Raw genomic sequence first — 24,109 nt, 5'->3', positions numbered from 1 at the left:
CATTTCACCTGCCGGCGCTTCTTGACTAAGGAATTGCAACCATGACCCTCGATGACTATGACCACCGCCTGCTCGCGGAAATCCAGCGCGATGCGACGCTGCCGCAAAGCGAGCTGGGCGAGCGGGTTAACCTCTCCGCCGCCGCGGTGAACCGACGCCTGAAGCGCTACCGCGACGAGGGCATCGTGCGTGGCCAGGTGGCGCTGGTGGAGCCGGAGCAACTGGGCCACCCGCTGACCCTGGTGGTGCAGGTGGAGGTGGAGAGCGAGCGCATCGACCTGCTCGATGCGATGAAGCGCAGCTTCGCTCGCTGCCCCCAGGTGCAGCAGTGCTACTACACCGCCGGCGAGTGGGATTTCGTGCTGATCCTGGCGGTGCGCACCATGGAGCAGTACACCGAGCTGACCCGCAGCCTGTTCTTCGAGAGCAACAACGTGCGGCGCTTCAAGACCCTGGTCTCCATGAGCAACGTCAAGGTGGGGCTGGAGATCCCCACCGGGTTCGACGCGCCTCAGGGCGCCGCGCGCTCGTAGGCGCCCAGGTCGCAGCCGGCGACGCCGTCGCCATTGCCGTCCTGGGGGCGCGGGAGCTTGCGCTGGTCGCTGGCGGTGCAGGTGCCGACCCCGGCGTCGATGGCCGGGCTGCCCGGGCGCAGCGGGTGCAGGGCCGGCGCCCCGGGTGCGGCGCTCAGCGCCTCGAGCACTTCGGTGAAGGTGCGCGCGTCGTCCAGCGGCAGGTCGGCGCTGCAGCCGTGGCCGTCGCTGCCCAGCATCAGGCCGCGCACGTTGAAGTAGCTGCCCTGGTTGAGGCAGTTGCGCACGAACACCTCGCTGTCGTCGTTGATGTAGCGGTTGCCGGCCACCAGGCTGTTGCGCACCGCCATCGAGGCGAAGTTCATCAGCCCGAAGTTGCCGTTGTTGGCGACAGTGACGTTGCCCAGCAGCGCCTGGGCGCCCTCCCCGCCCTGGCCCTGGGGCCGGCCGTTGACCAGCACGCCGCGGCCGAAATAGGTCTGGTTGGCGCTGAGGGTGCTGTTGACCAGGCGCAGCACCCCGGTATTGAGGATGGCCGCGCCAAGCCCGCCTTCGCCCTGGCTGTTACGCACCAGGGCGCTGCGGGCGATGTCGGCGTAGCCCTGGTTGTAGAGGCCACCGCCAAAGCCGTTGTCGACGCCGTTGGAGCTGCTGTTGTGCTCCAGGGTGGAGTTGCGCATGCGCAGCTGGCCGGCGTTGTAGAGGCCGCCGCCCCTGACTTCATCGGTGGTTTCGGAGAAGGCCTGGTTGTCGATCAGCCGCGAGGAGCGGATGTCCAGCCAGCCGTAGTTGGCGATGGCGCCGCCCCAGCCATGGTCGGGGCCGGAGTCGATGGCGTAGACGTGGTTGTCGCGCAACTCGACGTGCTCCAGGGTCGTCTCGCCCTGGTTGAGCAGCGCGCCGCCCCGGGTTGCGCTGCGGCCGTTGCGCAGGCTCAGTTGCTCCAGGTGCAGCCGCGCGCCCTCGGTGACGCTGAACAGGCGGCCGTTGTTGCCGCCGTCGATCACGGTGCTGCCGGTGCCGGCGCCGATAAGGGTCAGCTCGCCGCTGACCACCAGCCCCTCGTCGGCAGTGCCCCGGGCCGCATCAATGGCGTCGAGCACGTAGCGCCCTTCCGCCAGCTGGATGCGGTGGCTGCCGGGTTGCGCGGCGGCGTAGGCGATGGCCTCGCGCAGGGAGCAATCGGCGTTGCAGACGCCGTCGTCGCTGTCGCCGGTCTTGCTGACGCGAATGTCTTCGGCCAGGGCCGCCGGGGCAGCGAGGCCAAGTAGCAGGGAAAGGAACGCGGTGCGGGTGGACGGATCGGTCGCCATGGAGGAGTCCTTCTTCAGGGGCTGGAATCGTGCGGAGCCGCCCTTCCCTGGGCCGATCTGGAATGGACCGCGCGACGCTGCGGTTATCCCCCCTGGTGGTGCGACGCGCCGACGACAGGTCATCACGTGCACGCCACCCGGCTCTTCGACGGTCTTGAACCCACCGTGCGACTTGTTCAGAATCGCCGCCTTTCGAAAACCGAGCAGTACCTACAATGAAAAAAAACCTGAGCCTGATCGCCCTCTGCATCGCTGCCTCTGCCCCCGCCTTCGCCAATGAGCAGGCGCAATCCAAGGGCTTCGTCGAAGACAGCAGCCTGAACGTGCTGCTGCGCAACGCCTACATGAACCGTGACTACAAGCACACCAAGTCCGACCGCATGGAGTGGGGCCAAGGCTTCATCGGTAACTTCAGTTCCGGCTTCACCCAAGGCACCGTAGGCTTCGGCGTCGACGCCTTCGGCCTGTACGCCCTGCGCCTGGACGGTGGCAAAGGCCGCGTCGGCGCTGCCGGCATCGACTTCTTCAAGCCCGGTGACAGCGGCCACGCCCAGGACGACATCGCCCGTGCCGGCGCCGCCATCAAGGCCCGCATCTCCAACACCGTGATCAAGGTCGGCGACCAGATGCCCGCCCTGCCGGTACTGAGCTACGACGACTCCCGCCTGCTGCCTGAAAGCTACACCGGCACCCTGATCACCTCGAAGGAGATCGAAGGCCTGGAACTGAACGTCGGCCGCTTCAACGCCGAAGCCCAGAAGAGCGCCGAGGCCCGCGACAGCGGCGGCCTGAAGCGCATCGACGTGTACGGCGGCAGCTACAAGTTCAACGACCAGTTCAGCACCTCGCTCTACGCCTCCGACGTGAAGGACGTGCTGAAGAAGCAGTACCTGAACCTGAACTACATCATCCCGGTGGCCGACGACCAGTCCGTGACCCTGGACTTCAACGGCTACAAGACCCGCCTGGACAAGGAGTTCGCCGCCAGCGACGCGCGCGACAACCGCATCTGGAGCCTGGCAGCCACCTACGCCCTGGGCGGCCACTCCTTCACCCTGGCGCACCAGCGCAGCAGCGGTGACATCGGCTACCTGTACGGCGGCTACCAGAGCGGCGACTACATCGGCGACGGCGGCACCACCATCTGGCTGGCCAACTCCTACTGGTCCGACTTCAACGGCAAGGACGAGAACTCCTGGCAGGTTGCCTACGGCCTGGACTTCGCCGAATACGGCGTACCCGGCCTGAGCTACCGCGTGGCCTACGTGCGCGGCGACAACATCGACGCCGGCCAGGGCGGCCGCGGCCAGGAGCGCGAAATCTTCAACCAGGTGCAGTACGTGGTCCAGGAAGGCCCGGCCAAGGACCTGAAGATGAAGCTGCGCGGCTCCATGCTGCGTGCCTCCAACAACATCAGCAGCTACGTCGACGACGGCAACGAAGTCCGCGTATTCGTCGAGTACCCGGTCAACATCTTCTGATCGAGCCCTCGTGAACAAGAAGCCCCGGCGTGAAAGCGTCGGGGCTTTTTTGTGGGGGTGGGAGCGCCAGGCAAGCGTGCTACCTGCACCACCCTCTTCCAGTGGGAGCGAATTCATTGGCTCTGTCTGCGTTAGCTGTTGTGGTTTTAATGCAAGGGCTCAAGCCCGGCCATTTCCGGGCGCCCAAGGGTTCGTGCCACCTCCACCGCATGGGTTTCGCTTCGCTCTACACCATCCTACGAAAGTCCGTGCGCACCACGTGGCGATGCGCTGGACGAAGAAAGTTGGAGCAACCGCCAAGGCCCCTCCAGGAGGCCGAACGCAGTCGTTGCGCCGGGGGACGAGCGGCATGGATGCCGCGAGAGGCGCGCCAGGCCATGGATGGCCCATCGCGCCGGCCCCCAGAGCGACGATGGAGTGAGGGAACCCCGGCGAAGCCGGGGCCGGATGATGGGGCAAGCGTTTTTGGTTCCTTTTTTGGCGATTGAAAAAAGGGACTCGCCCGGGGGGGCGAAACCAGAAACATCACCAGAGCTCGGCAATCAGCTGGACTCAAATCCTCTAGCAACACTTAACGCAGACAGAGCCAATGAATTCGCGATCAGCTCTTCGCGGTTGAAACCGCTCCCACCGGGCAGACGGAGCTTCGCTTTCGTAGGTCGGGTGCAACCCGGCATGGGTGCAGGGTATTTGCTCGGCAATCAGGTGCAGGGGAGGTGCTCGGCGATAGACCCACGCTTCGATAAGCGGTGGGCTGAAGCCCACCCTACGCGCCACCCTACGCCTACCCGATGCACGCGCCCTTGAAAGCATCGCGGATGAATCCCCGCTCCCACAAAAGAGCGGAGGTCGGCGCAGCGGGGCTTGCGGCTCCCCGCTTCAACCTCGACCGGCGCACAAAAAAGCGGCCGATCGGCGGCGCAACCGACTAATGGCCTGGCGCCATCAGCGAAAGATGGGCAACATGCGCGCCCGGCGGCCTGGCCGCCCTGGATGAAGTCGTACCCATAAAGGAATGGATGTGAAGATGTTCAAGCGCACGGCCGCCATCGTCGCGGTGGCCCTGGTCGCGGGGGGTTGCTCCACCCGTACCTATTTCAAGCTCCCGGAAGACACCAAGGTTTCCGTCTACGAGCGTCCCCAGCAGTTCAGCCAGGGCATGGTCACCACCCGCCCGTTCTTCTGGAGCTCCGCCGGCGGCATCCCCTACAAGCTGACCGACAGCCACGGCACGCTGGTTCAGCAGGGCAAGCTGCGCGCGCGCTTCCGCGTGGCGTCGATCTTCTGGCCGCCCTTCGCCATCATTTACTGGCCCATGGGCTTCGGTCAGCGTTGCTACGACCTGACCTCCGCCCAGCCGCAGCAGTGCACCAAGGGTGACCTGCTGCAGCTGCGCCGCGACCAGCGCCTGGCGGACTGACGCCCCGCGCAACGCAAAAGGGAGCCCCAGGGCTCCCTTTTTATTGCACGCCGATCATTGCTCCTGGCCGATGGACGCGCGATAGAGGGCGGCCTCCTCGTCCAGCCAGGTGCCGAAATCCTCGTGCTTCTGGCCCACGCCGTCGCCCGGTTGCCACACCAGCCAGTAGGGAAAGGCGTAGGGCACGCTGATGCCGGTGAGCTGCACCAGTTCGCCACGGGCCAGTGCGCCCTGCACCAGGCTGCGCCGTTCGAGGGCGATGCCCTGGCACAGGCGCAGGGCCTCCAGAACCAGGTTGGAATCGTTTATCCACAGGCCCTGGTCGGCTGGCGGCTCCTCCACGCCGGCGGCCTGGCACCAGCGCAGCCAGGGTTCGGCGGTGCGGATCAGCGGCAGGTGCAAAGCCTGTTGGGGCGTCTGTGGCAGGTCGCCGCCGTTGAAGCGCGGCGAGGCCACCAGCAGCAGTTCGTCATCGAAGAGCCGGCGTCGCTCCAGCCCCTCCCAGTTGCCCTGGCCCATGCGGATGGCCAGGTCGATGCCCGACTGGCGCAGGTCCTGCAGCCCGAGGCTGGCCTGCAGGTGGATGCGGTAGAGCGGGTGGCGCGCCTGGAAGCGTGACAGGCGCGGCAGCAGCCACTGGGCGCCGAAGGACGGCATCACCGCGATGGTCAGCGCCTCGCGCTCGGGGCGGTCGCGCACCAGGCGGGTGGCTTCGCCGATGTCCTCCAGCGCCCGGCGGATCTGCAAGGCATAGAGGCGGCCGTCCTCGTTGAGGCGCAGCCCGCGCCCTTCGCGAACGAAGAGCACCAGGCCCAGCAACTGCTCCAGCTGCTTGATCTGCTGGCTGATGGCCGAGTGGGTGACGTGCAGTTCGGCGGCGGCCCGGGTGATGCTGCCCAGGCGCGCCACCGCCTCGAAGCTGCGCAACGAGGCCAGGGGAGGCAGGTTTTTCATGTAAGTGAAACTAACAGGAATCGGCAGAAACTATCGATATTCGCGGAGCCTGCGAGCGGCTATTTTTCAGCTCCTGGCCCGTCCCTACGGCCACTGGACTCCCCGCCACCCGCCAAGGAACCTGTTAATGAAACTGATCGGTATGCTGGATTCACCCTATGTCCGCCGGGTTGCCATCAGCCTGCACCTGTTGGACATCCCCTTCGAGCACGAGGCGGTTTCGGTGTTTCGCCACTTCGATGCCTTCAAGGCGATCAACCCGGTGGTGAAGGCGCCCACCCTGGTGCTCGACGACGGCACCGTGCTGATGGACTCGGGCCTGATCCTCGACTACCTGGAAACCCTCGTCGGCCGCAGCCTGCTGCCCGCCGCAGCGGCGCCGCGCGCCCAGGCCCTGCGGGTGGTGGGCCTGGCCCTGGCGCTGTGCGAGAAGGCGGTGCAGATCGTCTACGAGAAGGAACTGCGCCCCCAGGAGAAGCAGCACGCACCCTGGCTGGAGCGGGTGCGCTACCAGTTGCACGCGGCCTGCAGCGAACTGGAGGCGGAGCTGGCCCGGCGCCCCCTGGCGGAAGGCCGCGAGATGGGCCAGGACGGTATCAGCCTGGCGGTGGCCTGGGGCTTCGCGCGCCTGGTAATCGCCGAGGAACTGGAGCCCGCGGGCTACCCAGTGCTGGCGAACTTCGCCGAACGCGCCGAGCGCCTGCCGGCCTTCGTCGCTACGCCCATGACTTAACAAAGCTTCACAGTTCCCCGACAAAGCAGGCAATATTCCCCCGCCGTGGCGGCCTAGGATTGGCAGCTCCGGCGGCCTGCCGTTCGTGCAGGCGACCACCATTCCGACAGGGACAGTCGCCATGACCCTCACCCGCGCTTTCGACCTGCTGCTGGCCATCGCCGGCCTGGCAGCGCTTACCGGCACCTTGGCCGCCGCCGATTGGCAGGCCCTGGCCCGCCTCGACAAGGGCCACGCCCAGGACCTGTATCTGCCCACCACCACGACGCAAAGCCCCGCCCCCGTGCTGCCGTTGAGCCTGGAGTTGCCCCAACCCGGCCCGCTGGCACGGACACTGCTTGGCAGTCCCGCGCGCTATGTCTTCTGAGCCCCGGCCCGGAGGCCCCATGGCGCGAAAACCGGAACATGGCCTGGCGGACCTCGGTCAACTGCTGGGAGAGATCAGGAACTGGCCGCGCATCAGCGAGCCGCGCCCCGGCAGCTTCTACCTGGGGCAGCAGCCGTTCTGCCATTTCCGCATTCGTAACGGCCGGCGCTGGGCGGACATCCGCTCGCGGCGTGCCTGGCTACCCCGCTTCGACCTGCCGCGGGACGACGCACAAAGCCGCCTGGCGCTGCGCATCGTGCTGCACCAGGTGTATCGCATCGGCGGGCAAGCCGTCGGCTCAAGGAGAGAAGGATGAAGATGTTACGCAGCGCCCTGTTGGCCTTCGGCCTGCTGGCCTGCACCCTGGCCCAGGCCTCGGAAGCGCAGAAGATCGAGCAGGCCAAGGCCGCCGCGCGCGCCTGGCTGGTGATCGCCGACCGGGAGGATTACCTGAGCAGCTGGCAGCAGGCGGCGAGCCTGTTCCGTCACTCGGTGACGCGTTACGACTGGATCAACCTGGCGGTGGACCTACGCTCGCCGCTGGGTCCGGTGCGCGCCCGCATCCTGCAGTCGGCCAAGTACGCGACCCAGTTGCCGGGCCTGCCGGACGGCGAGTACGTGATCCTGGAATACCGCAGCAATTTCGAGCACCACAGTGATGCGGTGGAGACGGTGACGCCGATGCGTGACACCGACGGCACCTGGCGGGTGGCCGGCTACTACGTCGACTGAAGGTCGCGCAGGCCGGCCAGCGGGCCTTACAGCAGGAACTTGGCGGCCACGGCGGCAGCGCCGAGCACGGCCAGGACGATGCCGCCGATCAGCACCAGGCGCCCGGTGCGCTCGTCATCGCTGGCCTTGGCTACCGGAGCTTCGGCTGCAGCTGCGACCGGAGCAGCGTGCAACGGGTTGGCCACCGCCGGCTGGCTGGCCGGGCGCGGCGTGGCAACGGGTTTGGGCAGGTCGATCACACGGACGAACTGGGTGGCGTCTTCGTCGGCAGCCTGGCGCACTTCCACCTTGGGCCCGATCACCAGCAGGGTGACCGAGGCCATGCGCACCTGGTCGCCCGGCGCCAGCACGGCGGTGCCGACCTTCTGCTGGTTGACGAACACGCCGTTGGCCGAGGCCAGGTCCTTGATCTCCAGCACGTCGTCCTTGAGGAAGAACTCGGCATGGCGGCGGGACAGCTCCAGGTCGCTGAAGCACAGCTCGCACTTCACCGAACGGCCAAAGGTCATGGAACCGGTGACGTGGTACTTCTGCCCTTCGTGCTCGCCCTTGATCACCTGAAGGAACCAGCGCGCGGTGGGCGCGGCCTTGGGCTTGACCTTGGCCGGGTCCACCAGCAGCAGCTCCAGGGTGCCGATGCGCACGCGGTCGTCGGAGCGCAGCTGGTAGCGCGCGCCGATGCGCTCGCCGTTGACGAAGGTGCCGCTGCGGGTGCCGCAGTCGGTGAGGTAGTAGAGGCCGTGGTCCTGGCGGATTTCCGCGTGGAAGGGGCTGACCTCGACCTCGTTCAGTACCAGGTTGTTGCGCGCGTCCTGGCCGATGGTGAAGCGTTCGTCCACCAGCCAGACCGGCTCCTGGCGATTGTCTGCGAAGTGAATCCTGAGCATGTCCGAAATCCTTGATCCTGGTTGCGCCAAGCCGATCGCCCAGCTGACCTGTTAACGCGCATCAGTCGAAGATGCGATTCCATAAACGCTTGACCGGGTTGGCGGTCTTTTGCTGCTGCCGCGCCTGGCTGGCGTTGCGTACCAACTGGGCCTTGCGCACGCGCGTGGCGTGGTCGGCCTGCAGCTGCAACAGCTGCGGGTCTTCCGGCGCCACCGCGAGGCCGCCCTTGATGTATTCCTGGGCCAGGGTGAATTCACGGTGGCCGTAGGCGTCCTCGGCCAGCAGGGCGAAGCGCCGCGCCACCTGCTCGAGGCCGCTGAAGGCATGCGAGTTCTCGGGCTGCAGGGCCAGCGCCTTCTGGTAGTAGGCCACCGCGCTGTCGCCCTCGGGCTGTAGCAGACGGTCTTCGGCCAGGCGCTGGTCACCCAGGGCCACCAGGCCGTCGACCCGCGCTTGCAGCACACGGGCCAGGCCGGCGGTGGCGGCGGCGTTACCGGCATCCAGGGCCAGCACCTGGTTGAAGTAGTGCTCGGCGCTGTCACCGGCCGGCTCCACCAGGCTGCCGGCGCCCAGGCGCAGCTCGCCCTGGGCCAGCAGGTCGTCGATCTTCTTCTGTTGCAGCAGGTGGTAGCCGAAGCCGCTGCCGACCGCGAGCAGGATCATCCCCAGCAGTGCCCAGCCCCACACCGGCAGGCCACGGCGCGGCGCGGGTTGCGCGGCAGCCTGCGGCGTGGTCGCTGCGGCCTTGCGCGGGCGCGTGGCACGCTCACGGGTATCGGGCTTGTGCGTCGGGGTCAGGCGCGTGTGGTCCATCTCGCCCTCGTTGAGCTCGGCCAGGCTGGCCAGCAGCACGCGGCAGTCGACGAAGCGCTCTTCGGGGTCCTTGGCCAGCATGCGGTCGAGGAGGAACTGATAAGGCTCCAGGGCACCGACCAGGCGCGGCAGTTCGAGCTGCACGTGGTTCATCACCGTCTGGGTGTAGCTGGAGCCGCGATAGGGGTTGGCGCCGGTGAGCATCTCCAGAAGGATCACGCCCAGGCTGTAGATGTCGCTGCGCGCATCCAGCGGCTGGCACTGGGCCTGCTCGGGGCTGCTGTAGGCGGGGCTGCCGACGGCGACGTTGTATTGGGTCAGCTCGCTGTCGAGTTCCAGCTCCTTGGCGATGCCGAAGTCGCTGAGCACCGCGGTGCCGTCCTCGCGGAAGAGGATGTTGGCCGGCTTGATGTCGCGGTGGACCATGCCCTTGTCGTGCACCACCACCAGCGCGGCGGCGATCTGCCGGACGATGTCCAGCGCCCGCTGCGGCTCGAAGCGCTCGCCCCGGTGCTGGGCCAGGTCGCCACCGGCGACGAACTCCATGGCGATGTAGTAGCGCCCGTCGGCGAGCTGGCCGATGTCGTGGATGGTGATGATGGAGGGGTGATGCAGGGAGGCGACCAGGTGCGCTTCCTTGACGAAGCGCTTGCTGAAGGATTCGTCGTCGAGGCGCTGCAGCACCTTGACCGCCACCTGGCGATGCAGCGACTCCTGGGTCGCGAGGTAGACCTCGGCCATGCCGCCCTTGCCCAACCGGCCGTGGACGCTGTAGCCGGGTATTTCTAGCAAGCTGTCATTCATAGGGAGTCGATGCGCGTCGGATTCATCGTTGTTTTCGGGGTTTGAACAAGCGGCTGAGGAAGGAGCGCGGCGGGGGTTCCGGCGGCGCTTCCTGCTCCTGCGCGGGCAGGCCCAGCACGATGCAGGTGATATTGTCCCTGCCGCCATGGCTATTGGCTAGCACGATCAGCTGATCGACCATGCCGTCCAGCGTCCGGGCCTTGTTGCACTGGGCGTGGATCTCCCCGTCCTCCAGCTCGCCGCTGAGGCCGTCGCTGCACAACAGCAGCAATTCGCCGGGTTGCAGGCTGCCGTTGAGCAGGCCCACTTCCAGTTCCTGGTCGTCACGCCCCAGGCATTGGGTGATGACGTTGCGGCGGGCGTCGACACGGGCCTCCGCCGGGGTCATCTGGCCGGCATCCACCAGGGCCTGGACCCAGCTGTGGTCGCGGCTGATCTGGTGGATACCGGCGGCGTCGATGCGGTAGGCGCGGCTGTCGCCGACCCAGGCCAGCTCGAAGTCGCTGCCCTGGAAACGCACGGCCACCAGGGTGGTGCCCATGCCCCGGCGTTCGTCGTCGAGGCCGGCAGCAGCCTCCAGCACGGCACGGTTGGCACCGTGCACGGCCACTTCCAGGGGCAGGCCGGCGGCCAGTTCGCGCTCCAGGGTTTCCAGGGCGATGGCACTGGCCACCTCGCCGCAGCTGTGGCCGCCCATGCCGTCGGCGACCGCCCAGAGGCCGAGCGCCGGCCTGCACAGCAGTGCATCTTCGTTGTGATCGCGAACCCGACCTGCGACCGATTGCGCCGCATAGCCCAGGGGTTCCTGGCCAGGCGTCATTCCCATGCTGTTCCGTCCGTACTGCCGCCGCGTGAAGTCATCCGGCGCGGTTCCAAGAGGCTCGCCCCCGGCCCGCCACCGCAACCCGGCATGATGCGACCCCGGGCGGGCGCTGTCGCGGCTTTCCATGCCCAAGTGTTAAACAGTCGAGGCTTTGTCGCGGCCTGCAGAGCGCCACTTCCCGACTATGCTTTCTGGGTGTAGCAGCAAATGGCCGGCTCGGGCAGCCGAAGGAGGTGCGGGTGATCAAGAGCGTTGCATGGCATGGATGCACCACCCCGACTACCTGACGGAGAAACCGCATGAGCAAAGGCATGAATGCGAAGAAGGAAAGCAAGAAGAAGCCGCTGAAGAGCGCCCATGAAAAGCGCGTGGCCAAACGTGACAAGAAGCATGGTGACGGCCTCCTGGGCAGCCATGCGGCGTTGCCTTAGGTTGTCAGCAGGCAGGGGGACGGCGGGCTGAACGAACAGGGCCGCCATCCAGTGGATCAACTTCTATCAGCGCTCGGTACCGGAACTCCGGTGCCGGGCGCTTTCGCATGGCGGCGAACCCAGCGCGGCGGCGGGGGTCGAAGCACCTATTCTCCGGGGTCCGAGGACGATCGATGGTCTACCAACGTGTCAACGCATGGATGCTCGCGCTGGGCCTGCCGCTGCTGGCCGGCTGCGCTTCCCAGTCCTGTGATGAGCCGATGTCCGGCGAGCAGTGCCGCGAAGAGCGTCTGCTGTACCAGAACGACATGCTGCAGGCGAAGATCCTGGTCGCCTCCGGCGAGCCGGACAGCTTCGAGCTGGCCTCGGCCCTGCTCAGCCGTGCAGAGGCCGAAGACCGGCGCGGCGAGGTGCCCTTCTACCAGGCGGTGCTGAAGATCCACGAGGGCCCGCAGGTGGACGAGGTGCTCAGCCTGCTGGAACAGGCCGCGGCGAAGCACCACCCCCATGCCACGGCGCTGCTTTACAAGATCTACGCCGAGCCCTTCCTGATCACCGAGGCCGACCCGCTGAAGGCCGAGCTGTACCGCGCCGACTACGCCAACCTGGATGTCGCCAAGAGCGGCTACCCCTCCTTCGAGAAAGCCCTGGCGGTGGTCAATGCCCTGGTTGCCCCGCCACCGCCGCCGCCCGCAGCGCCGCCGGAAGAATGAGCCCCGGCCGGGCGGCGGCCTGCGGCAATACGCCGTCCTCCCGCCTGGCCTTTCCTGCTGCACAATCCCTCGCCGAGCCCGGCGCCAGACCGGGCCATCGCTTCGCCTGCGCGTGTAGACCAGACCCGGGTCCAAGGACCCTCCAGCGAGGTTTACCCATGAGCATCACCTCCAGCGGCATCTGCGCCGCCGCCGATCAGCTGGCCGGCTTCGTCGGCCTCAACACCAAGACCGGGCGGCACATCGTGCGCTTCAGCGAAGACTCCTTCGGCATGGACGTGGACAACGACAGCATCATGCCGGCCTGCGAATTCGTCTGGCAGCCCCACGGCGACCGCACCATGACCCTCAAGCGCGAGCTGATCCAGCTGCTGCTGGAGCAGAACATCGACGACCGCCTCAATGTCACCGAGCCGCTACGCGTTTACATGCGCCGCAAGGACCTGCCGGAAATCACCGCCGAGCGCTGCCTCAAGCCCACCACTCTGGAGGCCTGAAGCCCCCCCCGTCCCGGCTCAGGCGCAGCGCTTTTCCGCCCGCCGCTGTTCCAGCCAGGCACAGAGCCGCGCGGCGATGCGTTCGCTGGCGTGGCCATCGCCATAGGGGGTGAAGGGCCGGCTCATGCGCTCGTGCAGCTCGGCATCCTCCAGCAGCAAGGCGGTCTGGTCGACGATGCGGTGCACATCGGTGCCCACCAGCAGCGCGGTGCCGCCCTCCAGTACGGCGGGCCGTTCGGCGAGCTTGCGCAGCACCAGCAAGGGCTTGCCCAGCGCCGGCGCCTGCTCCTGGATATCCACCGAGTCGGTGAGGATCAGGTAGGCGTGATCCATCAGCCAGACGAAGTGGCGGTAGTCCTGGGGCGCCAGCAACAGCAGGTTGGCATGCCCGGCCAGCAGCGCCTGCACCGGCTCGCGCAGCGCCGGGACGAGGTCCTTGGCGCAAACGAAATCCACCTCCGGATACCGCCCGGCGAGCGTCGCCAGGGCCTGGCAGGTGCGTTCCAGGCCGGGGCTCAGGCTGTCCCGGCGCTGGCCACTGACCAGCACCAGCCGACGTGACTCACCCAGCCGCGCCAGGGGCGATGTCGGCTCCGGGCGCCAGCTGCGACCCCGCAGGTGGCCGCGCATCCACAGCAGCGCATCGATCAGCGTATTGCCGGCGACCTCGATCCGCTCCAGAGGCACGCCTTCACGCAGGAGGTTGTCCCGTGCCTTGCGGGTGGGCGGGAAGTGCAGGTCGGCGAGCACCGCAGCCAGGCGCCGGTTGGCGTCTTCGGGCCAGGGCACCTGGGGCTCGCTGGTGCGCAGCCCGGCTTCGACATGGGCCACCGGGATGCGCCGATGGAAGGCCGCCAAGGCGGCGATGAGGCTGGTGGTGGTGTCGCCATGCACCAGCACGGCATCGGGTTGCAGGCGCGCATAGATGGGGTCGAGCTGGCCGAGCAAGTGCTGGGAACAGGCGTTGAGGCTGGGCGCTTCGATCAGGGCGACGAGATCGTCATCCACCTCCAGCTCGAACGCCTGCAACAGCTGCGGCAAGTCATCGCCAGCCGGCCCGGCGGTGCATATATGCAGGTGGATTTGCGGCAGCCGGATCAACGCCCGGGCCAGTGGGGCCATCCTGATGGCCTCGGCGCGGGTACCGAGGATCATCATTGCGCGGTAGGCCATGACTCACTCCTTGGCGGTGTGGGGGGTTACTTCCCTGGAACACATCGCCCGGCCGCGGCCGGGACGCCCCAAGGAGAGGAAAGCCCCGCTTGCGCGGGATGTCCAGTCCCGGCCTAGACCTTGATCACCACCGCCGGCCGGGGCACGCCCTCGGCATCCAGCTCGTAGCAATAGGCTTCCTTGAGCTCGGCCTTGCCGCTGTCGGTGTAGACCAGCAGGCGCTTGCCGTCGGTGCGGGTCTTGACCAGGCCATAGGCGCTGCGGCTGAAGGCATAGAAGTCGCCGCGCTTCTCCGCCTTGTCCTTGTCGCTGAGGTGCGCCCAGCCCTCCAGACGGAAGAAGGCCACCAGCTCGGTGACGAACACCAGCGGCTCGTCCACCCGCGAGTAGCGCCCCAGGGCGCCCATCAGGGTGGCGCGGGGGTGGATGTATTCGTTCATCGGGTCGTCGCCGCTGGAGACGATGTTGACGATGGGCTCGACGCGTTTGAAGAAGCCGCCGGAGAAATCCGCCGAGCCGTGGTGGGGCACCTTGAACAGTTCGGCGCGCAGGTCGATCTCGCCCTTGTCATGCTGCCGCGCCAGGGTACGCCCGGCCTCGTCATTGAGGTCGCCGCAGAACAGGTAGCTGAAGCCGCCGTAGCGCAGGCGGAAGACGATGGAGTGGCCGTTGATGGTGTGGGACGCGGAATAGCCGGCGAAGCCCTCGGCGCCGATGTCCAGCGACTCGTGGCCGATACGCGGGCCGGAGGGCGGGCTGCCGAGAAAGGGCAGGCCACTGGCGCCGCCGGACTCGCTGAGCAGGGGGCCGAGCACCTGCACGTCCAGCCCCTCGTCACGGAGGAAGTCGAAGGCATCGTGCTGCCCCTGGGACAACCGGCGGAACTCGATGGGGGCACTCCCCAGCCGCTCGGCCCGCGCCTGCCAGGCCTCCAGCGCCTTGCGCCAGGCGCGGAAGTCGGTGTTCATCTCCTCCGCCGGCACCTGCAATGGGCTGTCCAGCAGCGGGGTGAGCAGCTTGAGGCCGTCGGCGTCCAGGGTCGGGCCGAGTAGTTCGGTTTCCTTGCGCCCGCTCTTCGAACGCTTCACCAGGCCGTTGTGGTAGATGCGCCGGGGCTCGATGAACAGCCGCTTGCGCGGCTCGGCGTTGGTTTCGGAACGCTGGATCTGGGTCAGGCCGGAGAAGTGATCGGCATCGCCGTGGGTCACCAGGATGCAATCGATCGGCCGCGGCGCATCATCGGAGGTGCCGCGATAACGCGCCGCCAGGTAACGGGCGAACATCTGGTTGTCGCCGCCATCCACCAGCATCACCTTGCCGCCGGGGCTCTCGACCACCGCGCCATCACCCTGCTGCACGTCGACGAAGTTGACCTTGAGTACGCGGTTTTCCGCGCGCGGCAGCACCAGGTCGGCCGGCTTGAGGCGACCACCGTTCGCCCGTCGCGCGGATTTCGGCGGCACCAGCCAGGCCTCCGTGGCCACCGGCAGGATGCTGCCGTCGGAACGCTCCTGGTAGGTGTGGGTGGCGATGCGCAGGTGGGTGTCGGTGACCTCCAGCACATCGACATAGTCACCCCAGGCCAGGGTGTAGAGCAGCTTGCCGCCCTTGGGGGCGTCGTAGACGTTGGCCAGGTCGACGGCAAGCACGGCAGCGGTGGTGGTCATGCTCAGGCTCCTTTTGCGCATGGTCGGGCGCGCAGGAGCATAGAAGAGGTCACGCCGGGTTGCCGGGCGCAGCGGCGCTTCCCGACCAAGGTCGGGCGGCGCGGTCAGTCGTCGGCGGCGGGATCGAGCCCGGGGAACAGCACCTCGGTGAAACCGAACTTGGCGAAGTCGGTGATGCGCGACGGATAGAGGCGGCCGATCAGGTGGTCGCATTCGTGCTGCACCACCCGCGCATGGAAGCCTTCGACGCGGCGGTCGATGACGTTGCCCTGCGGGTCGACGCCCTGGTAGCGGATGGCCCGGTAGCGGTTCACCGCGCCGCGCAGGCCGGGAACCGACAGGCAGCCCTCCCACCCCTCCTCCAGTTCCTCGCCCAGGGGCGTGATCACCGGGTTGATGAGGATGGTCGGCGGCACCGCCGGCGCATCGGGGTAGCGTTCGCTGCGCTCGAATCCGAAGATCACCAGCTGCAGGTCGACACCAATCTGCGGCGCGGCCAGGCCCACCCCGCCGACGTGATGCATGGTCTCGAACATGTCGTCGATCAGGCGTTGCAGTTCATCGCTGCCGAAGAGTTCGGCGGGGACCGGAGGCGCAACGCGCAACAGGCGCGGGTCCCCCATCTTGAGGATTTCTCGGATCATCGGTGAGCGCTCGACGAGGTAAGGGCAAAAGTGGATGAAGCCTGTAACCACGCGGCGTTGCAAGGCATCCGCGAAGCGCGGCGGGAAAGCGGAGCGACAGACGGAAGGAGCCTTTTTCGCCGATGCGAATAAAACGATAGGCAATCCCCGCGCGGACGGGTATGGTGTTGCGCACTGTGCTGCATGTGTCACCGTAAATCGATCCACGGTTTCAAGCCTTCGATTTATCCACTCTTTGCGCTCAGTCCGGCCTGGAAAGTTCCAACGCCGTGTCAACTTTGTTCAAGGAGTTTCAAAATGGCTGATCGTCAAACTGGCACCGTCAAGTGGTTCAACGATGAAAAAGGCTTCGGCTTCATCACCACCGATAACGGCCCGGACCTGTTCGTTCACTACCGCTCCATCCAGAGCGCCGGCTTCAAAAGCCTGAAGGAAGGCCAAAAGGTTTCCTTCATCGCTGTGCAGGGCCAGAAAGGCATGCAAGCCGACGAAGTACAAGTGATCTAATCACTGCCGTACAAAGAAACCGGCCTTCGGGCCGGTTTTTTTTTCAGGGTATTTATTCCACCGCCGAGCCCTGCGGCACTGTCCTGATAAGGAGCCCCCAATGCGCATCAAGAACTCCCACAGCAGCAAGCCCAAGCCTCCGCCCGCCGTCGAAACCAGCGAATCGATCGCCGAGCAGGTTTCCGCCTTCCTGAAGTCCGGTGGCGAAATCCAGAAGATCGCCAAGGGTGTCAGTGGTCAGGCAGCTCCCAGCCGCCACATCCGCATCGGCAAGTAACGCCCTCCGCGCCCCCTGGCGAGTGAGATGACTCATTCGCCGGGCGCAGCTCCACCCTCGCAGCACCTCCCTCGCTTCCCTCGCCTTTCCTGCCTGCCGCGACCCGCCTGGGTCAGATATCGGCGGCGCTGCTGCGTGCCTCTGCCACCAGCCAATCGATCAGCCGCCGCAGCCGCTCACCGGGCGTGGCCTTGCGGCTCCAGGCCAAGCGGTATTCCCAGGGCGTGGTGATGCGGCACGCCTGGCCGAAGGGCAGCACCAGGCGACCCTGGGCGATGTCATCCCCCGCCAGGGCCGTGGAGCCCAGGGCGAACCCCTGGCCGGCGACCGCCCCCTGGATCGCATGGCCGATCAGGCCGAAACGCATGCCCGCCGACGCGTCCACGCCGGGGCCGACATGCTGGTCGAACCAATCCCCCCAGCTGGGGATGCTCAGCTTCGACGCGCTCTTCCAGGTGGCGTGGATGAGCCGCGCCCCCACCAGGTCGGCAGGTTCGCGCAGCGGGTGCTGTTGCAGATAGGTCGGGCTGCACACCGGGAAGAACGCCTCGCGAAACAGCAGCTCGCTCGACGGCAAGCGAGTGCCGGCGGTCACGAAGCGGATGGCCAGGCTGGCCTCGCCCCGCTCCAGGTCGATGAGCTCCTCGGTGGACTCCAGGCTGAGGGTCACGTCCGGGTGCAGGGTGGAAAACTGGTTCAGGCGCTTCATCAGCCAATGGGTGGCGATGGAGGGCGCGCAGGTGATGTGCACCGGTCCCTCGCGCAGCCCACGCAACGCATCGGCGCCGTGCGCCAGCAGTGCAAAGGCTTCAGACACGGTGGCCGCCAGGCGCCGGCCATTGTCGTTGAGGGTCACCGTGTTGCGGGTGCGGTCGAACAGGCTGACGCCAAGCTCTTCCTCGAGCAGGCGGATCTGCCGGCTGACGGCGCCGGGGGTGACCGAAAGCTCGCTGGCCGCCTCGGTGAAATTACGGCAACGGGCAGCGACCTCGAAGGCGCGCAAGGCGATGAGCGATGGCGTACGCATGGGTTCTGCTTTGAGTTGAAGTCAAAGCATGATGACAAAACATCGTTTGAATGCAAGGCGGCGTGAAGCGATTCTGCCCGCCTTGGCCGCCTGCTTCGCGGCCCCTGCCTTGCGAGACCATCGATGAAAGCCCGCCGCCTGCCCCTGGATCTGTTCGCCTGCAGCCTGATGCTGGTGCTGTGCCTGATCTGGGGCTTCCAGCAGGTGTCGATCAAGCTGGTGGACGACGACGTCTCCTCGATCATGCAGTTGGCCATCCGCTCCGGCGTCGCTGCCCTGGTGCTCGGCCTCATCACCCTGTGGCGCGAAGGCCGTGGCGCCTTCAGTGACGGCACCCTGCTGCCGGGCCTGGGCGTGGGCCTGCTGTTCGCCCTGGAATTCCTCTTCATCTCCGAAGGCCTGGTGCGCAGCACCGCCTCGCACATCGGCGTGTTCCTCTACACCGCCCCGATCTTCGCCGCCCTCGGCCTGCACCTGATCCTGCCGGAGGAACGTCTCTCGCCGGTGCAGTGGCTCGGCGTAATGGTGGCCTTCGGCGGCATCGCCCTGGCCTTTCTCGGCAACCCCGGAAACGACAGCGGCGCCACCCTGCTGGGCGATGCCATGGGCGTGATCGCCGCGATTGCCTGGGGGGCGACCACGGTGCTGATCCGTGGCTCCTCGCTGTCCGAGGCGGCACCGGTGAAAACCCTCTTCTATCAGCTCGCCGGCGCCGTGGTGCTGCTGCTCAGCGTGGCCTTCGCCACCGGCAAGACGCAGCTGCACCTGAGCGACAGGGCCCTGCTCAGCCTCGGCTTCCAGGTGCTGGTGGTGGCGCTGTTCAGTTACGTCGCCTGGTTCTGGCTGCTGCGTCGCTACCTGGCCTCGCGCCTGTCGATGCTGTCGTTCATGACCCCGCTCTTCGGCGTCGGCTTCGGCGTGCTGGTGCTCAACGAGCCGCTGACCTCCAGCTTCGTCTTCGGCGCTACGCTGGTGCTGGCCGGGCTGCTGCTGGTCAGCGGCGCCGAGCTGCTGCGCGAGCGCCTGGCCCGGCGGCGGGCGGCGAACGCCGGCGCCTGAGCCCCTGCGGCGAGTTGCCACCTCTTTCGTGCGCATCGGCCGGCTGCTAGCCTGTCGGCCGTTTCGAACGAAGTGAGGGAAGCACTTTGAGATCCGCCCTGTTCGGCCTCTGCCTGCTGCCGGTCCTGGCACAGGCCCAGGTCTTCAAATGCGTCGGCAACGACGGCACCACCAGCTACTCCGCCGTTCCCTGCCCAGCCAGCGAAGGCCAGTCCACCCGCATCATCGAGCCCGCTGCGCCCTCCGGCGTGGCGCCGCCCCCGGTCAACCTGCCCCAGGTCGATATCCAGGGCAGCGCCGAACAACCGCGCCCACGCAACGAAGAGCGCGACGAAGGCAGCCACTCCTCGGGTCGGGGCTCACGCGTCACCGTGATCGAAGACAGCGCCAGCAGCAGCCGCGATGCGCGGGTCAGCGAGATGCGCGAAAGAGCCGAGCGGGAAAAGCACGAAAGCTACGAGCGCGACTTCGATAGAAAACGCATCCAGGAGCTGCAGCGCAAGGTGCAGGAACAGCAGCGCCAATTGGACCAGCGAAACCCATCCAGCCATCAGAGCTGGCCGCCCCCTTCCCAGCAAAATCAGCCAGGTACGGACGACACCAGTCCCTGACCGCCCATCTCCTCTATGCCAATTTGGGAACCTTCCCCGTCGCCCGCCGGTCAGTGAGTACGAGGCCGGCTGACCGACGGCCTCAAAGCCTCGGGCCCAATACAGTCGCCGCTGGGGGCCCGAGGCTTGTTCCACCCTCCCCGCCTGTCATCTCCGCACACAGTTTCCCCGCAGCGGGGCGTTCCAACGCGAGCCGTCCTGTTCGATCATGCCGCGCGTCCATGGGCCACGTTCACCAGGCCCGGCCACCACGGAGTAGTACCCAGATGAAATCCGCTTCCCGCCTCACCTCCTTCGCCCTGGGCGGCGCCCTGCTGCTGGCCCTGGGCGGCTGCGACCTGGCCGAAGAGTCGGCCAACAAGCTCGCCGACAAGGCCCAGCAAGCCGCCGAAAACGTTGCCCGCGAAGCCATCAACGAAGCGGTGGAGCAGGTCAACAAGCAGGTGGACGAAGCCCAGAAATCCACCCAGGACTGGCTCGGCAAGCCAAAGCAGGAACAGGATCAGCAGGACCAGCCGCCGCAGCAGGCCGACAAGCGTGAACCCGGCGAAGACGAACAGATGATGCCGCCCGTGCAGGGCGTCGAGACCTGATCGAACGGGAAGGCCATTGGCGCGTGAGCTCCTCTGTGGGACAGCGGCGCTGCGCGCCGTGGGCGACTGAAGTCGCCCCTACACCCCGACGCCGCCCTTCCCTCCTGGAGAAAACGCAGGCACAAAAAAACGGCCATCAACCGAAGCTGATGGCCGTTTTCGCGCCGCTGGTAATCAGGCGTTGAAGTAACGCGGCAGGGGCGTCTTGCGCAGGCTCTTGAGCGACTCCACCGGCGGCACCTCACCCAGTTCCAGGGCCATGTCGCGCTTGATGGTGCTGATGGTCCACTCCAGTTGCTCGGGCACCTTCAGTGCCGGAACGACCCGCTGAAAACGCGTGCCGTCCTTTTCCAGCGCAACCACGTAGCCGCCATCGGGGCGCAGCTGCGCACTGAACTCGTAGTCCGGAAAGGCCTTGGCCAACTTCTTGATGTCGAGACCCATATCGTTCACTCCCAGTGAGCTTTTTTATCCTGAGGGGGTTCATTGCAGTCATCGTGCCAGCTCTCTGACAACGGCAATCCCAGATAAATCAATGGGTTGAGCGAATTGAAGCGCAGCGATTTCGTGCATATTGCCCGATCGAGCAAAAATCGACCGGGCGAAATGCAATGCCGCGAAGGGTGGGCGGGGTTCAGCCGACCAGTTCGATGCGGTCGTCGTGGATGCGGATCAGGCCCTGCTTGTACAGGCCTCCGATGGCCTTCTTGAAGTTGCCCTTGCTCACGCCGAACAGTCGCGAGATCACCTCAGGCGGGCTCTTGTCGCTCACCGCCAGGGAGCCGCCTTCTTCGCGCAGCTTGGCGATGATCTGTTCGTTGAGGCCCGTGGCCAGCTGCTCGCCCACCGGTTGCAGGCTGAGGGCGATCTTGCCGTCGGCGCGCACTTCGCGGATGAAGCCCTTCTCGCGCATGCCGCTGCGCAGGAACTTGAAGATCTCGTTGCGGTGGATCAGGCCCCAATGGCGGTCATTGATGATGGCCTTGAAGCCCATGTCGGTTTCGTCGGCCACCAGCAGGTCGACTTCCTGGCCAACGCTGTAGCGCGCCGGGGTGGTGTCGAGGTAGCGGTCCAGCCGCGCGGTGGCGGTGATGCGACGGGTGCGGCGATCGAGATAGACGTGCACCACGCAATAGTCGCCGACCTGTAGCGGACGTTTCTCTTCCGAGTGCGGCAGCAGCAGGTCCTTGGGCAGGCCCCAATCGAGGAACAGGCCGATGCGGTTGATCTCCACCACCTTGAGGCTGGCGAAGCCGCCCACCTGCACCTTGGGCTTCTGCGTGGTCGCGATCAGGCGGTCCTCGCTGTCCAGGTAGACGAAGACGTTGAGCCAGTCACCGATCTCGGTGGGCTGATCTTTCGGGATATAGCGCTTGGGCAGGAGGATTTCGCCGTCCTGGTCGCCGTCCAGATACAGGCCGAATTCGGTGTGCTTCACCACCGGCAGGGAATTGAATCGCCCGATCAGAGCCATCTTGCTTACCTCAATGAACAAGGCCGGCATTCTACAGGCGGGCGCGCCACCGGGCCATGCACGCCGCCCACCGGCCTTTCCCCACCACTCGTCGCCAGGTTGCAGAAACGACTCGGCACACAGAATTCGATGCGCGGCCGATTGTCTACTGGCCGTAAGCACAACGATGTTTCAGAATCATGTCGGCGAACCACCATCGCCTCTTTTTTTGTCCATCACCCCCATGGATTCTCGCTGTCTGATCTCAGGAGTTCCTGTGCGCCCTTCCAGCCGCTGGCTGTCTTCACCGCTGCACCTTTTGCCCCTTGGCGTTCTATTCCTGATCATTCCGCTCGCCGCCCGCTGGTGGCTGGGCTGGAGCGACGGCTTCGGCTACCTGTCGGACCTTGCCATCGGCTCGCTGCTGATCGCCCTGCTCTACCGGCGCCCGCTGTGGCTGGCGCTGCCGGTGATGGTCGCCTCCAGCCTGATCACCCTCGGCACCGCCGAACTGGTCGGCGCCGTGGGCCGCATGCCCGAGCCCAGCGACCTCAAATACCTGATGGACCCGCAATTCGTCGGCCATTCGACCCAGGGCGGCGGCCTCACCTACCCCTGGCTGGCCATCGCCCTCGCCGTCGCGCTGCTGGCCTGCGCCCTGCTCTGGCGCCGCCCGCAACAGCGCCCCTCGCGCGCCTGGCTGGCCGTGCCCGTGGCCCTGCTGGCCAGCCATGCCGCCATCCAGTACCTGCGCCCGAGCGAAGCCGAGCAGTGGCAGCAGTTCAACCTGCCCCACAAGCTGCTGGCCGGTGCCCTCAACAGCGGCCAACTGGCGGTGGAAGACTGGCTCGATGGTGACCAGCCCGACGCGCCGCCGGATATCGCCGGCCTGGCCCGCCTCGACCTCGACGGCGCCCCGCTGCTGGCCGAGCCCGGCCGCGCGCGCAACGTGCTGGTGATCACCCTGGAAGGCATCCCCGGTGCCTACATCGCCGCCAACCGCGCGGCGATCAACAGCAGCTACCAGGAATCGCTGATGCCGCGCCTCAGCCAATGGGCCGAGCGCGCCATGACCACGCCGGACTACGTGCTGCACAGCCACCAGACCATCCGCGGCCTCTACTCGATGCTCTGCGGCGACTACAGCAAGCTGGACTCCGGCACGCCCAAGGGCCTGGAGCTGCTGAACAACCCCTCGCGGGCCAAGGACTGCCTGCCCGCCCAGCTGCACCGCCACGGCTTCGCCACCCACTTCCTGCAGGGTGCCGGGCTGCGCTTCATGGCCAAGGACAAGGTCATGCCAGCCATGGGCTTCGACAAGACCCTCGGCCGCGACTGGTTCCGCAACAAGGCCTACCTGGAATTCCCCTGGGGCATGGACGACAAGGCCTTCTTCGAAGGCGCGCTGGGCTACGTGAAGCAGATCCGCCAGCAGAAGAAACCCTGGATGCTGACCCTGCTCACCGTCGGCACCCACCAGCCCTATTCGGCACCTGATGAGTACCTGGCGCGCTACCCCGACGCCAAGAAGGCCGCCATCGCCTACCTCGACGACGCCGTCGACGCCTTCCTCACCGGCCTGGAAAAACAGGGCGTACTCAAGGACACCCTGGTGATCATCACCTCGGACGAGTCCCACGGCATCGACAAGGTCCGCCTCGCGTCCGCCTGGGGCTTCAACCTGGTACTGGCGCCGGAGCAGGCTTCGCTGCCGCCGATCAAGAGCGGCGTGTACGGCCACGTCGACCTGACCACCTCGATCCTCGACTACTTCGGCTACAAGGTGCCGCAAAACCTGGCCGGCCGCTCGCTGTTCCGCGACTACGAAAGCGGCCGTGAAATGATCTCCTACACCAACGGCATGCTGCGCCAGCACGACGGCCGCGGCACCTTCACCGAGTGCGACTTCCAGCAGGTCTGCCGCCGTTATCAAAGCGAGGGCTTCATCGCCGACGAAGCGCGCTTCCTCGGTCGCTTCAGCGGCAAGCAGGCGCGCCTGGTCAGCCAGCGCGCGGCCCTGCTCGATCAATCGCTGCTGGGCGGCGCCCTCGGCCAGGAATACCAGTTCGCCACCCGCGAGCGCATCCGCCTGAAGGACAAGGCCCGTGACGACTGGGCCGACAACCTGATCGGCGCCCAGTACATGGAGTTGCCGAAGAACAGCCGGACCACCGTGCGCCTGGGCATCAACGTGCTGCAGATGGACCGCCAGGGCGCGCAGCTGCAGCTCAAGACCAAGGAATTCGAGCGTGACGTGGCCCTGCCCATCCCCGAGCTGCCGCTGCTGAAGAAGGGCAAGCCGGTGTCCATCACCTTCGCTTTCGACAACCCGCAGGCCCGCAAGGCGTTCTCCTTCCACCTGCTGGCGGCCGGGCGCGGCACCATCCAGATCACCGACTTCAAGGTGGTCACCGAGATGCTGCCCGAGCCGGTGGAAGCCGTGGAAGGCGGCGCCCAGCTCGCCGAAGGCGCCAAGCCCCATCACCCGATGTCGCGCCTGCTGGGGCTGTTCGCCAACCAGCCGGAAAGCACCGAAGCCGCGGGCGACCTGGAGACACTCGACGTGCCCCAGGAAGTGGAAATACGCGTGCACTGA

27 protein-coding genes are annotated in these 24,109 nt (G+C 66.7%); 16 read left to right on the top strand and 11 right to left on the bottom strand.

Annotated features, from left to right (window positions below; translation table 11 throughout):
• The first annotated feature begins 41 nt into the window (after window positions 1-41).
• Window positions 42-533, top strand: a complete 492-nt coding sequence (locus PI990_RS08650) for an Lrp/AsnC family transcriptional regulator (protein ID WP_271660377.1) — start codon at window positions 42-44, stop codon at window positions 531-533.
• Here the strand turns inward: PI990_RS08650 and PI990_RS08645 are convergent.
• Entirely contained in the window at window positions 512-1,846 is a 1,335-nt protein-coding gene (locus PI990_RS08645; RefSeq protein ID WP_271660376.1) for a CSLREA domain-containing protein, read from the bottom strand. The two genes, PI990_RS08650 and PI990_RS08645, sit on opposite strands and share 22 nt — an antisense overlap.
• Before the next feature lie 215 nt (window positions 1,847-2,061).
• On the opposite strand from PI990_RS08645, the gene PI990_RS08640 reads away from it, so the two are divergent.
• A complete protein-coding gene (locus PI990_RS08640) occupies window positions 2,062-3,327 on the top strand; it encodes an OprD family porin (RefSeq protein ID WP_021216892.1) in 1,266 nt (421 codons plus the stop codon).
• 1,027 nt (window positions 3,328-4,354) lie between these two features.
• The gene (locus PI990_RS08635; protein ID WP_031286856.1) at window positions 4,355-4,747 is read left to right on the top strand and encodes a hypothetical protein; all 393 of its coding nucleotides are present in this window, start codon (window positions 4,355-4,357) and stop codon (window positions 4,745-4,747) included.
• A gap of 54 nt (window positions 4,748-4,801) precedes the next feature.
• Here the strand turns inward: PI990_RS08635 and PI990_RS08630 are convergent, their stop codons facing one another.
• Complete coding sequence (locus PI990_RS08630) at window positions 4,802-5,701, bottom strand: LysR substrate-binding domain-containing protein (RefSeq protein WP_271660375.1); 900 nt, start codon at window positions 5,699-5,701, stop codon at window positions 4,802-4,804.
• Between the two features lie 127 nt (window positions 5,702-5,828).
• On the opposite strand from PI990_RS08630, the gene PI990_RS08625 reads away from it, so the two are divergent.
• The 4 genes from PI990_RS08625 (at window position 5,829) to PI990_RS08610 (ending at window position 7,533) form a co-directional block, all read left to right on the top strand.
• Window positions 5,829-6,434 (top strand): glutathione S-transferase, encoded by a 606-nt coding sequence (locus PI990_RS08625; protein ID WP_271660374.1) that lies wholly within the window; start codon window positions 5,829-5,831, stop codon window positions 6,432-6,434.
• A 121-nt stretch (window positions 6,435-6,555) separates the two neighbouring features.
• The gene (locus PI990_RS08620; protein WP_184490746.1) at window positions 6,556-6,801 is read left to right on the top strand and encodes a hypothetical protein; all 246 of its coding nucleotides are present in this window, start codon (window positions 6,556-6,558) and stop codon (window positions 6,799-6,801) included.
• Between the two features lie 19 nt (window positions 6,802-6,820).
• Window positions 6,821-7,117 (top strand): hypothetical protein, encoded by a 297-nt coding sequence (locus PI990_RS08615; protein ID WP_271660373.1) that lies wholly within the window; start codon window positions 6,821-6,823, stop codon window positions 7,115-7,117.
• Window positions 7,114-7,533: a DUF4019 domain-containing protein gene (locus PI990_RS08610; protein WP_052351362.1), complete on the top strand. Its 420-nt coding sequence runs from the start codon at window positions 7,114-7,116 to the stop codon at window positions 7,531-7,533. Before PI990_RS08615 ends, PI990_RS08610 begins: the two co-directional genes overlap by 4 nt.
• Window positions 7,534-7,559: 26 nt before the next feature.
• Here the strand turns inward: PI990_RS08610 and PI990_RS08605 are convergent, their stop codons facing one another.
• From PI990_RS08605 to PI990_RS08595, 3 genes are all read right to left on the bottom strand, one after another.
• Window positions 7,560-8,420 carry an FHA domain-containing protein gene (locus PI990_RS08605; RefSeq protein WP_021216907.1) on the bottom strand — a complete coding sequence of 287 codons (861 nt, stop codon included), beginning with the start codon at window positions 8,418-8,420 and terminating at the stop codon, window positions 7,560-7,562.
• Window positions 8,421-8,481: 61 nt separating this feature from the next.
• A complete protein-coding gene (locus tag PI990_RS08600) occupies window positions 8,482-10,038 on the bottom strand; it encodes a serine/threonine-protein kinase (protein WP_271660372.1) in 1,557 nt (518 codons plus the stop codon).
• A gap of 22 nt (window positions 10,039-10,060) precedes the next feature.
• Entirely contained in the window at window positions 10,061-10,864 is an 804-nt protein-coding gene (locus tag PI990_RS08595) for a PP2C family protein-serine/threonine phosphatase (RefSeq protein WP_263403249.1), read from the bottom strand.
• Window positions 10,865-11,160: 296 nt separating this feature from the next.
• On the opposite strand from PI990_RS08595, the gene PI990_RS08590 reads away from it, so the two are divergent.
• From PI990_RS08590 to PI990_RS08580, 3 genes are all read left to right on the top strand, one after another.
• Window positions 11,161-11,292 carry a hypothetical protein gene (locus tag PI990_RS08590; RefSeq protein WP_271660371.1) on the top strand — a complete coding sequence of 44 codons (132 nt, stop codon included), beginning with the start codon at window positions 11,161-11,163 and terminating at the stop codon, window positions 11,290-11,292.
• 173 nt (window positions 11,293-11,465) lie between these two features.
• Window positions 11,466-12,005: a hypothetical protein gene (locus PI990_RS08585; protein ID WP_271660370.1), complete on the top strand. Its 540-nt coding sequence runs from the start codon at window positions 11,466-11,468 to the stop codon at window positions 12,003-12,005.
• 158 nt (window positions 12,006-12,163) lie between these two features.
• On the top strand, window positions 12,164-12,502 hold the full coding sequence (locus PI990_RS08580; RefSeq protein ID WP_271660369.1) for a DUF2025 family protein: 339 nt from the start codon (window positions 12,164-12,166) through the stop codon (window positions 12,500-12,502).
• Between the two features lie 18 nt (window positions 12,503-12,520).
• On the opposite strand, the gene wecB is transcribed toward PI990_RS08580, so the two are convergent.
• The 3 genes from wecB to def all read right to left on the bottom strand — a co-directional run bounded on the left by wecB (window position 12,521) and on the right by def (window position 15,986).
• Window positions 12,521-13,675 (bottom strand): non-hydrolyzing UDP-N-acetylglucosamine 2-epimerase, encoded by a 1,155-nt coding sequence (gene wecB / locus PI990_RS08575; RefSeq protein ID WP_271660368.1) that lies wholly within the window; start codon window positions 13,673-13,675, stop codon window positions 12,521-12,523.
• A 113-nt stretch (window positions 13,676-13,788) separates the two neighbouring features.
• Window positions 13,789-15,342 (bottom strand): ComEC/Rec2 family competence protein, encoded by a 1,554-nt coding sequence (locus PI990_RS08570; protein WP_271660367.1) that lies wholly within the window; start codon window positions 15,340-15,342, stop codon window positions 13,789-13,791.
• Between the two features lie 104 nt (window positions 15,343-15,446).
• Window positions 15,447-15,986, bottom strand: a complete 540-nt coding sequence (gene def, locus PI990_RS08565; protein ID WP_043244388.1) for a peptide deformylase — start codon at window positions 15,984-15,986, stop codon at window positions 15,447-15,449.
• Window positions 15,987-16,283: 297 nt separating this feature from the next.
• Between def and PI990_RS08560 the strand changes: the two genes are divergently transcribed.
• Together PI990_RS08560 and PI990_RS08555 are read left to right on the top strand one after the other, a co-directional pair.
• On the top strand, window positions 16,284-16,493 hold the full coding sequence (locus PI990_RS08560) for a cold-shock protein (protein WP_021216916.1): 210 nt from the start codon (window positions 16,284-16,286) through the stop codon (window positions 16,491-16,493).
• Window positions 16,494-16,593: 100 nt separating this feature from the next.
• Window positions 16,594-16,770, top strand: a complete 177-nt coding sequence (locus tag PI990_RS08555) for a hypothetical protein (RefSeq protein WP_021216917.1) — start codon at window positions 16,594-16,596, stop codon at window positions 16,768-16,770.
• 112 nt (window positions 16,771-16,882) lie between these two features.
• Here PI990_RS08555 and PI990_RS08550 read toward each other — a convergent pair whose 3' ends face one another.
• Window positions 16,883-17,797: a LysR substrate-binding domain-containing protein gene (locus PI990_RS08550; RefSeq protein ID WP_271660366.1), complete on the bottom strand. Its 915-nt coding sequence runs from the start codon at window positions 17,795-17,797 to the stop codon at window positions 16,883-16,885.
• Window positions 17,798-17,920: 123 nt separating this feature from the next.
• Between PI990_RS08550 and PI990_RS08545 the strand changes: the two genes are divergently transcribed.
• From PI990_RS08545 to PI990_RS08535, 3 genes are all read left to right on the top strand, one after another.
• Window positions 17,921-18,856 (top strand): DMT family transporter, encoded by a 936-nt coding sequence (locus PI990_RS08545; RefSeq protein ID WP_271660365.1) that lies wholly within the window; start codon window positions 17,921-17,923, stop codon window positions 18,854-18,856.
• 86 nt (window positions 18,857-18,942) lie between these two features.
• Window positions 18,943-19,467 carry a DUF4124 domain-containing protein gene (locus tag PI990_RS08540; protein WP_271660364.1) on the top strand — a complete coding sequence of 175 codons (525 nt, stop codon included), beginning with the start codon at window positions 18,943-18,945 and terminating at the stop codon, window positions 19,465-19,467.
• A gap of 266 nt (window positions 19,468-19,733) precedes the next feature.
• Window positions 19,734-20,060, top strand: a complete 327-nt coding sequence (locus PI990_RS08535) for a hypothetical protein (RefSeq protein ID WP_271660363.1) — start codon at window positions 19,734-19,736, stop codon at window positions 20,058-20,060.
• 174 nt (window positions 20,061-20,234) lie between these two features.
• On the opposite strand, the gene PI990_RS08530 is transcribed toward PI990_RS08535, so the two are convergent.
• A complete protein-coding gene (locus tag PI990_RS08530; RefSeq protein ID WP_021216922.1) occupies window positions 20,235-20,504 on the bottom strand; it encodes a DUF3509 domain-containing protein in 270 nt (89 codons plus the stop codon).
• A 190-nt stretch (window positions 20,505-20,694) separates the two neighbouring features.
• Window positions 20,695-21,534, bottom strand: a complete 840-nt coding sequence (locus PI990_RS08525; RefSeq protein WP_021216923.1) for a CvfB family protein — start codon at window positions 21,532-21,534, stop codon at window positions 20,695-20,697.
• A 256-nt stretch (window positions 21,535-21,790) separates the two neighbouring features.
• Here PI990_RS08525 and PI990_RS08520 point away from each other — a divergent pair, with 256 nt between their 5' ends.
• Window positions 21,791-24,109: an LTA synthase family protein gene (locus PI990_RS08520; RefSeq protein WP_271660362.1), complete on the top strand. Its 2,319-nt coding sequence runs from the start codon at window positions 21,791-21,793 to the stop codon at window positions 24,107-24,109.

Source organism: Pseudomonas sp. TUM22785 (genome assembly GCF_028198105.1).
Classification (GTDB): domain Bacteria; phylum Pseudomonadota; class Gammaproteobacteria; order Pseudomonadales; family Pseudomonadaceae; genus Metapseudomonas; species Metapseudomonas solani.
The sequence above is the reverse complement of the archived record's forward strand: the minus strand, read 5'-3'. Positions and strand labels throughout refer to the sequence as shown.